At 50.2% G+C, this 14,512-nt stretch carries 11 protein-coding genes; 5 read left to right on the top strand and 6 right to left on the bottom strand.

Annotated elements, in window-relative coordinates; all coding sequences use genetic code 11:
- Positions 1-129: 129 nt before the first annotated feature.
- From Z042_RS13780 to Z042_RS13760, 5 genes are all read right to left on the bottom strand, one after another.
- Positions 130-1,263: an alginate lyase family protein gene (locus Z042_RS13780; RefSeq protein ID WP_037407278.1), complete on the bottom strand. Its 1,134-nt coding sequence runs from the start codon at positions 1,261-1,263 to the stop codon at positions 130-132.
- A gap of 13 nt (positions 1,264-1,276) precedes the next feature.
- Entirely contained in the window at positions 1,277-2,371 is a 1,095-nt protein-coding gene (locus tag Z042_RS13775; protein WP_024914050.1) for an ABC transporter ATP-binding protein, read from the bottom strand.
- A gap of 10 nt (positions 2,372-2,381) precedes the next feature.
- Positions 2,382-3,221: a carbohydrate ABC transporter permease gene (locus Z042_RS13770; protein WP_024914051.1), complete on the bottom strand. Its 840-nt coding sequence runs from the start codon at positions 3,219-3,221 to the stop codon at positions 2,382-2,384.
- 10 nt (positions 3,222-3,231) lie between these two features.
- Positions 3,232-4,116, bottom strand: a complete 885-nt coding sequence (locus Z042_RS13765) for a carbohydrate ABC transporter permease (RefSeq protein ID WP_024914052.1) — start codon at positions 4,114-4,116, stop codon at positions 3,232-3,234.
- Positions 4,117-4,319: 203 nt separating this feature from the next.
- On the bottom strand, positions 4,320-5,612 hold the full coding sequence (locus Z042_RS13760; protein WP_024914053.1) for an ABC transporter substrate-binding protein: 1,293 nt from the start codon (positions 5,610-5,612) through the stop codon (positions 4,320-4,322).
- A 608-nt stretch (positions 5,613-6,220) separates the two neighbouring features.
- On the opposite strand from Z042_RS13760, the gene Z042_RS13755 reads away from it, so the two are divergent.
- The 5 genes from Z042_RS13755 to nqrE all read left to right on the top strand — a co-directional run bounded on the left by Z042_RS13755 (position 6,221) and on the right by nqrE (position 13,129).
- Positions 6,221-7,441, top strand: a complete 1,221-nt coding sequence (locus tag Z042_RS13755; RefSeq protein WP_024914054.1) for an alginate lyase family protein — start codon at positions 6,221-6,223, stop codon at positions 7,439-7,441.
- Positions 7,442-7,466: 25 nt separating this feature from the next.
- Positions 7,467-9,485 (top strand): heparinase II/III domain-containing protein, encoded by a 2,019-nt coding sequence (locus tag Z042_RS13750; RefSeq protein WP_024914055.1) that lies wholly within the window; start codon positions 7,467-7,469, stop codon positions 9,483-9,485.
- Positions 9,486-9,953: 468 nt separating this feature from the next.
- On the top strand, positions 9,954-10,904 hold the full coding sequence (locus Z042_RS13745) for an aminoimidazole riboside kinase (protein ID WP_024914056.1): 951 nt from the start codon (positions 9,954-9,956) through the stop codon (positions 10,902-10,904).
- A gap of 120 nt (positions 10,905-11,024) precedes the next feature.
- Positions 11,025-12,272 (top strand): oligosaccharide MFS transporter, encoded by a 1,248-nt coding sequence (locus tag Z042_RS13740; protein ID WP_024914057.1) that lies wholly within the window; start codon positions 11,025-11,027, stop codon positions 12,270-12,272.
- 260 nt (positions 12,273-12,532) lie between these two features.
- The gene (nqrE, locus tag Z042_RS13735) at positions 12,533-13,129 is read left to right on the top strand and encodes an NADH:ubiquinone reductase (Na(+)-transporting) subunit E (protein ID WP_024914058.1); all 597 of its coding nucleotides are present in this window, start codon (positions 12,533-12,535) and stop codon (positions 13,127-13,129) included.
- 230 nt (positions 13,130-13,359) lie between these two features.
- Here nqrE and Z042_RS13730 read toward each other — a convergent pair whose 3' ends face one another.
- Positions 13,360-14,511, bottom strand: coding sequence for a glycosyltransferase (locus Z042_RS13730; protein ID WP_024914059.1), 1,152 nt, complete (start codon positions 14,509-14,511; stop codon positions 13,360-13,362).
- Position 14,512: the final 1 nt, after the last annotated feature.

Genomic DNA, 14,512 nt, shown 5'->3' with positions numbered 1-14,512 from the left:
GTGTTTTGTGTCTATCTGTCATACTTTCAGTTGCAGGTTTGCTAACCGTCACGCAGTATTCTGCATGACCGCACTGTCAGATTCTGTCAGCAGTAACAGCATGATGCAAAAGAAACCCTATTCCTCCCGCTAACAACACCACATCAGTTGTTCCTGCAAGCTGAGCGTCTCTGCGGGGAACGTTGCCAGCACGGTTTTATAACGGGTTTCTTGCGGATAACCCCGGATGGATTGCAGCAGCAGGCGCAGTGCGCTGTCCCAAACAATCCCCTGTAAATCGCTGTACGGCCATAAATCCGGCTCGGCAATAAACGGCACCAGATAATCGATCCCCAGCTTAACGCTTCTGCCATCACGCATCTCGTTCCAGCGGTCAAACTCGACGTGCTCCGCATAGCGGTTGAGCAACAGATGTGCTTCCAGGTTGAACAATGAGTAATGGAACGGCACCGGCCGCTCCAGCTCCATGGTCTGTTTGCCATCCTGATCGATTTGGGCCGCCATGCGCTGGGTAATGCCCTGCTGAATCACTCGCGCCACCAACCCTTTATCACCATAAAACAAGGCGTTCACCGCACGCTGCGCGTCATACCAGGTGCCGTGATTGTTATGCCACACGTATTCAGAATGGCCGACCTCGCTGTGATACATCCAGTGATTGAAATCACGAAACCACTGGTGCAGCCCGATAATATCGTCGGTATCCAACACGTTTGCAGAAGTTATCAGGCCAATGGTGTCGATCACCATCCACATCAGGCGGGTGTCGATAAGCCCAGTGCCGCGCCCGGACACAATGCCTGGTATCGCCTGGCCATAATTCAGGTGCGGGTTCATCAGGGTATCGGCATTGAGAAACCAGCAACGGATCTGTTCGGCTGCCGCCAGCGCATACCTGCGCTGCTCGGTGAAATACCACGCCAGCCCGAGCGTCAGGCAGCGCTCGCACATGCGGATCACCCGCGTGGTGTCGGTATCATTATTCTGGCATTGCGGATTGGTATGCCCATCGCGCCGGATATAGGGCAAGCCGTTGGGCCGGCGCGGGTTCGGCCACCAATAGGTTCCCAAGCTGTAATAATCATGAGGATCGCCACTTACCGGGCGCAGCTTTTTGTGTACCACCGTTTCCAGCGGCTGGCCGCGCAGAGCGTCGGCTTCGCTGACCAGCCGGGCCAGCGCGGCCTGCAAGGGTGAAAAAGGCTGCTGCAATCGGTGCCGAGCATTTTCCAGACAGGCAGCATCCAGGGTATATAACTTCATTCTTATCCTTATCTTATCCAACACAGCCTGGTACGCGTTGCCCGCTCTCGGCATCAAAAATATGAATACCCGCCAGTTTGGGCTGCAACCACACCGTTTCCCCTTCCTGTACATCAAGGCGCTGTTTGAATACCGAAGTAAACGCCCCGCCGCCGGTATTGCAAAACAGTTGCATATCCGAACCGGTGTTTTCGATCGCGGTAATGGTGGCTTTCAGCGCACCGCGCTGATCATCGGCATTCACCACGTTGACCTGCTCCGGGCGAATGGCATAAACCACCTGTTGCCCGGCCTGCACCTGCAATCCCTCTGGCAGGCGCAGCCGGGAATCATCCGCCAAGCGCAATAAGGTTTCATCGCCCTGTATCACAATTTCACCTTTTAACTGGTTGATTTCCGGTGAGCCGATAAACCCGGCAACGAACAGATTGGCCGGGCGATCGTAGAGTTCCAGCGGGCTGCCAACCTGTTCAATCCGCCCGTCACGCAGCACCACAATCATCTGCCCCATGGTCATCGCTTCGATCTGATCGTGCGTGACATACACCGAGGTGGTTTTCAGGCGGCGATGCAGTTCGCGGATCTCGCCGCGTACCTGGGTGCGCAATTTGGCATCCAGGTTAGAGAGCGGTTCGTCAAACAGAAACACCTGCGGATTGCGTACAATCGCCCGCCCCATCGCCACCCGCTGGCGCTGGCCGCCGGAAAGATCTTTCGGCAGGCGATCAAGCAGCACACCAAGCCCAAGCAGCTCCGCCGCCGCATCCACCTTGCGATTGATTTCCTCTTTCGGCAGCTTCGCCATCTTCAGCGCAAAGCCCATATTTTCCCGCACCGACATTTGCGGATAGAGCGCGTAGCTCTGGAATACCATGGCAATATCACGCAGTTTAGGCTCAACGTCGGTGACGTCTTTTTCATTGATCGCCACCTGCCCGCCGGTGATCTCTTCCAGCCCGGCAATCATGCGCAGCAACGTTGACTTACCGCAACCACTGGGGCCGACCAGCACGCAGAACTCGCCGTCGGGAATGGTCAGAGAGACATCTTTGATGACATGTGTATCGCCATAAGATTTACAGACATTACTCAAGACAACGGAACCCATGTGTCACTCCTTATCCTTTCACAGCGCCGGACATAATCCCGCGGTTGAAATGTTTTTGCAGGCCGAGGTAAACGATGATGCTGGGCAGCATCGCCAGTAAAGTGATGGCAATAAAAATATTCGGGGTAATGCTTTCGTCGGTGCGCAACGTACCGAGGATCACCGGAATGGTGTTCAGGCTGTCCTGATTCACCACAATCAGCGGCAGCAGATACTGATCCCAGATCATGATAAAACCGAAGGTGACCACGGTGCCGAGAGCCGGTTTGACCAGCGGCAGGATCACGTGGAAGAAGATCTGCCATTCATTGGCACCATCAATGCGCGCCGCTTCTTCCAACTCTTTTGGAATAGCCGCCATAAACTCACTTAACACGAAAATGGAGAATGCCCAGCCCACCACCGGCATAATCATCCCAAGGTAGCTGTTATACAGAGAGGCATCGATGACCGGCAGCCGCCAGTTGATGATCATATACAGCGGAATGGCGATCACTTCTTCCGGCAGCATCATGGTAGAGAGGATCACCAGGCTGACCAGCGATACGCCGATAAACTTTTTACGTGCCAGCGCATAGGCGGCCAGCGCACTGACGGAAACCTGCAAAATGGTGCCGAAGAAAACCACCACCATCGAGTTCAGCAGATATTGCCAAACGCCGATTTCCTGCCAGGCAAAGATAAAGTTCTCTAACGAGAAGGCGTTCGGCCAGGCCAGCAATTCGCCCGGTTTGACCGGTGCGCCACTGAACGCGGTGGCAACGATGCCCCAGAATGGGCCAACAAACACCACCAGCAACAGCGCGTAGATCACCCAGCGGCCAACGGCATCCCAACGTTTACTTGACATAATTGGCTCCTTAATAGCGGGTGATGCGCTTTTTCAACGTGAGATGGCACAGGGTCAGCAACACGGTGAAAGCAAATAACAGGAACGACACCGCCGAGGCATAGCCGTAATCAAACTGCTCAAAGCCGAGCTTATAGATGTGCGTCATGATCATTTCGGTGGAATTGGAGGGGCCGCCGCCGGTTGTGGCATACACTTCGGCAAACACGCGGAAACCTCGAATGAAAGACAGCATCAGCACCACCGAAAGCGCCGGGATCATACCGGGCAGCGTTACGTAGCGCAGGCGGTTCCACCAACTGGCCCCGTCCACATTGGCCGCGTCATACAAATCGCGGCTGATCCCGGCCAGCCCGGCGATAAAGATCACCATGTTATAGGGCACCGCTTTCCAGATATGCAGCAGCATGATCACCCACAGCGCCTGATCGGTACTCGCCAGGAACCCTTGATCGGCAACGCCGAACCAGCTCAGTACCTGGTTGATCACCCCGTTTGGCGTTGGGTTAAACAGGATGCGCCACATTTCAGCAACAATCGCCGCGCTGGTGACGGCGGGCAGGAAGATCGCGGTTCGGATAAAGCGCAGATGGCGCGCCGGGCCTTCGAGCAGCATCGCCAGGAAAAAGGCCAATACCGCCGCCACCACCATGGTGACGATCACATACAGGAAAGTATTGAACACCGCCGAATGCAGGTCGGTATCCGCGAAGGCACGGGCAAAGTTGGCAAACCCCACCCACTCGTTCGCTTGATTAAAGTTCACCTTATAAAAACTCATCACCAAGCCTTGCAACATGGGGATAAATTTAAACCAGGTGAAAATGATCAGGGCCGGGGCAAGGAAGATCCACGGCACCAGATTCCGTTTCTGGCGGGAAGTTAACATGATTATCATCGCTCTAAAGGAGTGAATACAGTGCCGCACTGAGCGGCGCTTATACACTTCATACTTCAAGTCACTTGGATGTCGGCTGCGCTCAATATTCGGCTCATCCATGAGCCTCGCCCCTTTGGGGCCGCTGCCAACGGCGTTCAACTCTGCTCCGGGCAGGGTTGTTGCCTACAAGCAACTGGAATTATTTGGTGTATAGGGCATTACATCGCCAGCACCTTCTGCTTTTCCAGTTCAGCGTTGACTTTAAGATTAGTGGCTTGCAACTCAGCGGCAATATCACCGTTGCAGTCCGCCAGAATGCGGTTGAAGCCATCAGCCGTGATCTGGCGGATCGGCGTCCAGTTAGGCACCTGCGGCACATAACGACCTTGTTCTGCATACAGTGCAGCAAAAGTGGCCCAACGCGGATCGTCATAAACCGCCTGAGTATCCACCTGTTTGTTCACCGGCAAGCGCACCACTGGTATGCTGCTGCTGCCTTTACCCATCCCGATCTCCTGCCCTTCCTGGGAGATCATGAATTCGATGAACTTACGGGCCGCCTCTTTCTTCTGGCTGCTCTTCATCAGGAACACCGTAGTGCCTTCCGCCAGCGTGGCCTGCCTCTTCGGCCCCTGTATCGCGACCACTTCGAAGGTGTCTTTACCCGGATCTTTATCAAACAGCGCAATATGATAAGGCCCGCTGAAGAACATACCGGTTTGACTGGAGCGGAAAGATGGGATCACATCTGCCGTAGTGGCATTGATCGCCCCTGGCTGCACTACTTTTTCACACAACATGTTGCGCATGAACTGCAATGTTTCTGTGGCTGCGGGTTCATCCAACGTGGCTTTAAACTTGCCTGGCCCTGATTCACGAATGAAATCACCACCGGCCTGCCAGAGAAACGCGCTCATAAACCAGCTGGCATATCCCCGCGTGGTAGAGGCTGGCAGAATGAAGCCATAGGTATCGGCTTTGCCATTGCCATCCGGGTCCTGCGTGGTAAAAGCTTGCGCCAGCTTTGCCACGTCTTGCCAGGTTTTTGGCTGCGCTATCCCCAGCTTTTCACGCCAATCTTTGCGTACAAACAGCGCAAAGGTCTGAGCGGAAGTCGGCACCCCATAGTGTTTGCCATCGGTATAGCGGGTGCTTTCCCAAGCGAGTGGATAAATATTGTCATGCCCGGCAATGCTCTTTGGGTCAATCTCATCAGCGATGCCAAGCTGGATAAACTGGCCGATGGCCACCGCATCGTTAAAAATCAGATCCGGCAAAGCATTCCCCGCCGCAGCCCGAGCCAGGCGCTGTTCAAAGTCCGTGGTGGCATTGAAGTACTCAATCTTTATGCCGGTTTTTTTCTCAAAGGTTTCTGCTTCTTTCTTGTAGATGTTTTTTGAATCGTTGCTGGCACGTATCCAGATATTCAGAGTTTCAGCAGCATAAGCCTGGGCGGCACCTAAGCCGAGCGCGGATAACAGTAATAAGGATTTAATTTTTGTCGTAAACATTTTTATTCACATCCTTTTTAAGAGGTTTGATTATCACGAAAATGGAGTGAACCCAGTTATACCTGCCATATTTCAAGTAACAGAGAAGTTAGTTTCCCTATCGCTCGAACCATTTAGGGTATGAGTTATATTTTAAAGAAATGCCGAACCATTAAATCGAATGCCATTTTTAAAAACAATGGTGCAAAAAAGAAATCGTGTTTCAACACCATAAATCTTGCTTTGGATCACACCAAAAAGTGACAAAAGAAGTGACATTTTTAATTTTTAATTAAAAATCAAAAGCATAAAAAATATTAACTTTTGTATGAAAAATAAAAAAATATTGATAAATAGTAAATTACGTGATTTATAACTCATTTTTTAAGGTTATTTTCAGTATCGATTTTAAATTTGAGGTGCATCACAAAAAAAATCATCTGGTCTCTTACACTGCGCCATCACAACCATGAAACATTATTTCACTTTCATTTCCTTCGGGAATAAATAACACCCAAAAGCATCAAGAAATATTTTCTAACTTCGTTGTTAGCAAGTGTTTGCTGCCCGAAAATTAATAGCCTTATTTATTTTCTGCTGAATGGAGAAAAGTTATGCGACCGATAAAAATGGCTTTATTGCCCCGTTTACCCTTGCTGGCCCTGACCATTGCCGCTTTATTGCACGTTACCGAGTCATCTGCGGCAGATGCGCACCCGCTGATCGTCAAACTTGACGATTTGCAGTACAGCCAACAGCAGGTGGCAGCACAGAATCCGGCGTTTATCGGTGCCTATAACACACTCATCGCCAAGGCAGATAAAGCGCTCACCAAACCGCTGTATTCCGTGATGGATAAGAGCCTGACCGCCGCCAGCGGCGATAAACATGACTATTACAGCTTTCCCCCCTACTGGTGGCCTGATCCCAGCAAAAAAGACGGGCTGCCTTATCTGCGCAAAGACGGCCAAACCAACCCCGATGCCAACAGCGACGCTACCGATAAAAAACGCCTGAACAGCATGAGTGACGATGTCTGGACTCTGGCGTTAGCCTGGCAATTCAGCCAAAAACCGGCCTACGCCGAAAAGGCCCGCGATCAGTTGATTAACTGGTTTATCAACCCGCAAACCCGCATGAACCCGAACCTGCAATATGCTCAGGCGATCCCAGGTATTAATGATGGGCGCGGCATCGGGCTGATTGATAGCCGGGCATTAGTTGAGGTGATTGATGCCGTTGAACTGCTGCGCCCGGCTAACGTCATCAGCGATGATGAGTACCAGAAAATCAAACAATGGTACGGTGATTTTTACCACTGGATGACCACCAGCCAAAACGGCTTTGAAGAAGATAACTGGCACAACAATCACGGCACCTATTTCGATTTACAGGCCGCGTCGTTTGCTCTGTTCAGTGGCAATATTGCTGAAGCGAAAAAACGCCTGCAAATCACTCAACTGCGGCGCATTCCTTCCCATTTTGATATGGAAGGCCGCCAGATGGCAGAGCTTGAGCGCACCCGTCCGTGGCATTACAGCAATTTCCACCTTGAGGCCTACAACAAACTGGGGCGCTTGGGCGAAGTGGCAGGGGTGGACGTATGGAACTTTTCTCTTGATGACCACAGTTTGCGCAAAGGCTACAGCTACATTGCCGGGTTTGTGAACAGCGATGCGCCATGGCCCTGGAAAGACCTTGACAAAATGGAGGGCAAAAAAGCGTTGGTCAATATGGTGAGCGCGGCTCGCACCTGGCCCGACGACAAGTTGTTCAACGAAAAAGCACAGTGGCTGGTGGCAAGTTATCCTGATGATATCACAACGCTTATCACCCCATTAAAACACTGATGATCGGGAATAAGGATTTAAAGCGATGAAGCAGTTCACCACGCAACAACTTATTCTCCTGAAGAACCGAGCGGCTCAGCAGCCGCAGGTGATTGAGCACCTGAAAGCGCAAAACGCCGTGGTGCTCAATACGCCGGTTCAGGTGCCAGAAACCGCCGTAGCTACCTGGAATCTCTATTATTTCTGCCCAGAACACGGTGTGCGGCTGGTGTGGGAGCGCAATTGCGCCACCCACCATCGCTGCCCGGTAGATGGCCATCAGTTTAGCGGTGAACCCTATGATGGTGCCTGGTGGCGCGAGATGAACGGCCTCAATGCCAAAGCCTGCTCTCAATTAGGGTTGCTGTGGCAGTTGACCGGTGAAGCGGTATACCTGGATAAAGTCACGGCGATTCTGACCGCCTACGCCACCTTCTATCCCGAGTATGAGGTCCATGGCGATATTCCTTACAACGGGCCGGGCAAGATGAATGCGCAGACCCTGTGTGAGGCTAATTGTCTGCTCGATTTTGCACTAGGCTATGACTGCATCGCCGAAGCGTTACCGCCGGAGCAGCGCACACACATTACTACTCGTTTGTTGCGCTGTGGTGCAGAATTCCTGATGGCTCACCGCACACCGCAGTTGCATAACCATGAAGTGAAGATCGGCAGCGCCATTGGGGTGCTGGGGTTCATTCTGCAAGATGACACGTTGTTGGAGTTCGCGGTCAATCAACCCTACGGCCTGCGCTATCAGCTTGAGCATGGGCTGTTTGAAGAAGGGCTATGGTTCGAAGGTTCGATCCACTATCACTTCTATGCGTTACAGGGTTTTCTGGCGTTCGAAAAACTGGCAAAAGGCAGCCGCTGGAGCCTGCTGGATACCCCTTTCTATCGCAAAATGCTCAGTTTCCCGCTGCAACTGCTGATGCCGGATGGCAGTTTTCCACGCATTAATGACTGCATTTATGGTCAGGAAAAACTTGAACATAGCGATGTCTATGAATTTGCCTGGTATTACTACCGGGATGAAGAGTACGCTGCGGCGCTACAGGCAATGTACCATGATACGCCGCGCACCAATATTGACGCGCTGTTATATGGTATCGACCTGCCCACGCAGCCCTTGGAGGTGATCCCTCAGCAACACTTGCATGCACCGGATTGCGGGCTCACCATTTGGCGGAACCCGGCCAAACGCCGAGCACTGTTGCTGAAGCATACGCCCTATGGTGGCGAGCACGATCATTACGATCGGCTGAACCTGATTCTGTTCAACCAGGGCAAAGAGATCCTACCCGATCTCGGCACCACCGGGTATGGCGCCAAAATGCACTATGCCTACTACAAAAACAGCGCTACTCATAACACGTTGACGGTAAACCAGAGCAATCACCCCCCCGCCATTCCCCAGGTGCTGCATTATCACGAAAGCGCAGCATTTTGCTGGCTGGATACCGCAGTTGACTGGCAGAAAGCACCGCCGATTCTGGACAGCCATACCCGAGTGGAGTGGGATAGCCACGCCTACCGCGATATCCATTTTCGCCGCCGTCTGCTGTGGCTGGAAGGGGCTCTGATTGACATCAGCACCATAGCCAACCCGCATCAGCAGCAATTGGACTGGACGCTGCATCTGCCGGGTAAAGCCTTGGATGCAACAGGAAACATGGCGCCATTCAGTTCGCATGGGCCATTGACGGTCATGCGTGATGCCCTGGTTACCCCGCTTATCAATAGCCAGCCGCGCCACTTTGCTGTGTCACGCGAAGGGCAAGCCTTGTGGCTTCACGGCAATGCCATGCTGTGGCAAGGTTCCGCACCTGCCAACCCAGCGGTGAGTGATTTGAGTTATCTGATACTGCGCAGCCATCAGCCACAGGCTGAGTTTATTTGCGTGTGGGATTTTGATAACAAACAGCCATTGACAGAAATGCAGGTAAACCGGGATACCCACGGCTTGCGCATCCAGATACGGCGTAGTGAATGCACTCTGGTGGTCGAAGTGAATGATAACGCTAACCAGCTTCCCCAAATGCATACCGCACAAACTCCACGGTAAGGCTATTGGTGAGAAACACCCCAAAACCCCAGCTTCCTAGAGGCTTGGGGTTTAGGCTACCCCGATAAGATTGCTACACTTTTGCCGCCTGTCACTCCCCAGGATCTTCATTTTTCAATTCCAGATCACAGTGCCATTCCCAGGTATTAAAGAATTTCAGCAAAAATGAGAGGTCAATTACACAACCACAATGTTAACGTTAACTTTTGTGATTAACATCGCATGTCCTGATCATTTATCAGGACTTTGACAAGTGTTAACGTTATCTTTTTAAAAATACAGTCAGATGAACCGGCGAGATGTTGGCAACACATCGGCATGTCTGCCGCAGAGGCAACTTTGATAGCAATCAATTTGACAAGAATATTATTTATTAAGGCAAGTGCTTGGAAAAGTGCAGGTTGAATAACAGAAACTCCATCATGAAATCTACTTTTACCATGGTGAAAACAACATCAGAGAACAAATATGATTATCTGGACACTTGGTGATGCAGTAGTTGATTTATTGCCCATCGAAAATATGCAATATGAAGCCTGTGCAGGCGGCGCACCGTTCAATGTTGCTGCGGGTGTTGCCATACTCGGTCAACAAAGCGGGTTTATTGGCCGGGTGGGTAACGACACTTTCGGCCATTTCCTGCAACAAACCCTGGTCACTGCGGGTGTTAATACCAAGCATATAGAATTCGACGATCGGCGCCACACCAGCACGGTGCTGGTTTCGCTGGATAAACACGGTGAACGTCATTTTGATTTTCTGGTTAACCCTTCTGCGGATCAGTTTTTAAGCCCGGATGCCTTACCTGACTTTCATTCCAGCATTTTGCACTTTTGTTCTCTGGCATTAGTTTCGCCTGTCTGCCGTAATACCTTGAGCAAGGCCATAGAACACATTCACGCGGCTCAGGGCATACTGAGTTTTGATCTTAATGTGCGTAAACAGATGTGGAACGATGGCGATGAGATGTTCAGTGAGATCCATCGCTTTGCGCAAAGTGCCGATATTCTGAAAATGTCCGAAGAAGAATGGTATTGGTTAACGCAAAGCCACGATTTCGCCACTGCACGGCAGCGCTTGGAACGCTTTTCCGCTCGCTTAAAAATTGTCACCTGTGGTTCCCGTGGCGCGATGATTTTCTGGCAGAATCAGCTGTTATGTTTTACCGGCTACCAGGTTAACAGCGTAGATACCACAGGCGCAGGCGATGCCTTTATGGCGGGGCTGCTTGCAGCACTGGCCGATCACGGCTGGCCCACGACCCACCAAGAAATATCCACCCTGGTCGAATTAGCCAGCGGATGCGGTGCCTTGGCTACCACGCAAAAAGGAGCGTTAAAAACCATGCCGTGCAAGGACACGCTAACCTCCTTCATTCATACACAAATGCCCTTACAGGTAGAAGTATTAGCTCGGTAGATATTTCCTTATATCTTACGGTATGAGGTCATATTAATAACCCCTCATATCAGATTATTCAGATATACCTAAGTAACATCTGCCAATAAATATTGAAAAAACTCTGGATTGGGAAAATAAATGAAAATAAACATGCCGTTCAGTAATGATAAATACCGCTATTCATCCGGGTATCTGCTCTTTTTCTTTGCTGCCTGGTCGTTATGGTGGTCATTTTATGCCATGTGGTTAAAGAACAAACTGGGCTTATCCGGCACGGAAGTAGGAATGCTCTATTCCGTCAACCAATTCTTCAGTATGATCTTTATGATTGCCTATGGTTTTCTACAAGATAAACTGGGAACCCGTAAACCGTTAATCTGGCTTATTGGTGTTGTGATAACCCTAAGTGGCCCCTTTCTTATTTACGTCTATGAACCGCTGCTAATCTCTAGTTTTAAACTCGGTATGATGCTGGGGGCGGTGTTTTTTGGCCTAGGTTATCTGGCGGGTTATGGGCTGGTGGACAGCTTTGTAGAAAAAATTAGCCGCAGGTTTAACTTCGAATTTGGTACCGCACGCTTCTGGGGTTGCCTGGGATACGCAGTTGGGACATTTGTCGGCGGTATTTTCTTCAGTATTAATCCGCATATCAATTTTTGGTGTGTCTCCGTGATGGGAGTGTTGTTTTTAATCGTCAATCTGTTATTTAAAACAGAAGGTAACGACGAGAAAGTGGCGAGCTCACAGGTAAGCACGCTCACCAAACAGGATTTTATTACCATCTTCAAAGACAGCCAGTTTTGGTTCTTTGTCATTTTTGTTGTAGGCACATGGTCATTTTATAATATTTATGACCAACAGATGTTTCCGGTATTCTACGCAGGGTTGTTTGAGAACCCAGAAATGGCACCGCGCGTATATGGCTACCTGAACTCCGTCCAGGTTATTCTGGAAGCCATCGGTATGGCTCTGATCCCATTCCTGATTAATCGCATTGGGCCTAAATCAGCACTGTTGCTCGGCGGCCTAATCATGACATGCCGTATTCTTGGCTCCGCAATTTTTACCGATATCTACATCATTTCCTTTATCAAAATGCTACACGCGTTGGAGGTTCCGCTATTCGTCATCTCCGTATTTAAATTCAGTGTGGCTAACTTTGATAAACGATTGTCTTCTACGATGTATCTGGTCGGTTTTAACATTGCCAGTTCGATTGGTATTATCGTTCTGTCATTGCCAATCGGGCAACTGTTCGACAAAATTGGCTATCAATCTATCTTCTTTCTCATGGCAGGCATCGTCATCCTCACTATATTCTTCGGGTATTTCACGCTGAGTAAAAAGAAACATGAACCCTCTGTTTTAGAATATGTGAACAGCTAACAAGCCCCAGGTAGAGATCATTTTTAACATCCCTCTTAAGCGGCGGAGCCCTAAGGTCCCGCCGCTTTCGCTCATGGTAAAGTCATTAAGTAGACTGCACCAAACATCTTCAGCGAGGTTCAGGACATCACTCCCCTATCCTACTTGGCGCTTTTTTCGCTAAAATGAATACTGGCCTATCAATACGCCAGTGCCAGAAATGCAATACAAGAGATGTAATCATATGTTATAATTTCAAAAAGACTAAGAGAAAGAACAACATGGAACAATTATTAAGCATTTTTTTACGCGCCGTTTTTGTTGAGAACATGGCTCTTAACTTTTTCTTAGGGATGTGCACCTTTTTAGCCGTATCAAAACAGGTTGATACCGCCTTTAAACTGGGTATTACCGTTACACTGCTTTTAGCTATCGCTACGCCGCTGAACAACCTCATCTACAATCACTTGCTTAGAGCGAATGCCATCATTGATGGTGTAGATCTGAGTTTTCTCGACTTCATTACGTTTATCGGCGTGCTTGCTGCGTTAGTTCAGCTCCTTGAAATGATCATCGATAAATATTTCCCCGTCTTGTATCACGCCCTGGGTTCATTCTTACCGTTATTGACAATCCACTGTGCAATCTTTGGTGCAACCATCTTTATGGTACAGCGTGAATACACGTTTACAGAGTCTTTTGTATACGGTAGTGGATGTGGTATCGGCTGGTTGCTTGCCATAATCTCAATGGCAGGGATTCGTGAAAAGATGAAGTATTCAGATATACCGAAAGGATTACGTGGCTTAGGTAGTGTGTTTATGACCGCGGGTTTAATGTCGCTTGGTTTTATGTCATTTTCTGGAATACGCATATAAAACACTTGAACTGCTGTGCAACACGGCAAATCTTACCATCGCAGATAAAAATTATAGTTCCAGAGACGCCAAAACCTGCTCTAAAGCAGGTTTAATTGACCAATCTCTCCCTTCCTTAATTTTCCGTGGCTGACTGCTGTAACCAAACCAACCCTGCCTCAGAGAGTTAGGGTTAAGCATCCCCCGTTATGCGGCGGTTCAGTACAAAAGAAATCGGTGGTAGCTCACTGTCAACGCGGTCTATCCAGTAGATTTTGGTACAGCCGCGCCAATTTTTCGCTATTCGCCGTGTCTGGCCATTCCGCAGCATATGCCAATGCTTCAATGCGCAGTTGCCTGTGCCATATGGGATCAGCGAAGAGATCAAGGAGCGCCTTAGCAAAAACCTGGGGATCAGCCTCCGGTGAAATACTTCCCAGACCTGCGGCCAAGATATCCGTTGTCCCCATGCTTGATAAAGCAACCACAGGCAAGCCGGCAGCCATGGCTTCCAAGAGCACCAGGCCCTGCGTTTCCGTCAGCGACGAAAACACAAACACATCCGCCGCTGCATAGCAGTCCGGCAATTCGTGCTCCCCATCAAGATAGCCGATAAATTGGACTGCGTTAGTCAACCCCAGCATTTCAGCCTGGGCGCGTAATGCTGGCAACGCTGGGCCATCACCCGCAACCACGAGAAGCAATTGAGGGAGAGAACGTAGGGCATATTGCAACGCCTGTAGTAAAAAGCCGATGTTCTTCTCTTGCGCCACTCTGCCAACAAACAACAGCATTGGCCGCGTCATCTCAATGCCATGGCGTTTTCTAAAATGCTCGCGATCGCCTTTGGCGAAACGTTCAACTTGCACACCTGTCGGCACTATATGCATAGGAGTGACCACACCATAGCGGCTTAAACGTTCACTCATGGCCAGCGATGGAACGATCACCGCATCAAGCGCATTGCATTGACGGCACGAAATTCTACGCGCCAACGCACGCAACCAGCTATTCGGCATCCATGGAATATATCCCCCAAGATACTCCTCAAACAGCGTATGGTAGGTGGCCACTACGGGAAGCCCGAATGCTTTGCTTGCCTTCAGGCCAGCATAATGTGCAAAGAATGGCGTCTGTAAATGGATCAGGTCAACAGACGGAGCAAGTCGTGCAACCGTATCACGCATCGCCGCCCAATTGGCCAAACGGTCTTCGGGATCAAAAGGAACGGGGCGGCCAGGCACACGTATCACCCCCGACTCTTCAGCTTCATCGGCATACTGAGGCGCAACAAGGGTAACCTTAATCCCTTGAGTAGCCAGTGTATTACGGAAGGTCCGTATTGAAGTCGATACACCGTTGATACGGGGCAGATAGACATCCGATACCATCAGTACATGCACA

This window comes from Chania multitudinisentens RB-25, from assembly GCF_000520015.2.
Lineage (GTDB): Bacteria > Pseudomonadota > Gammaproteobacteria > Enterobacterales > Enterobacteriaceae > Chania > Chania multitudinisentens.
The sequence above is the reverse complement of the archived record's forward strand: the minus strand, read 5'-3'. Positions and strand labels throughout refer to the sequence as shown.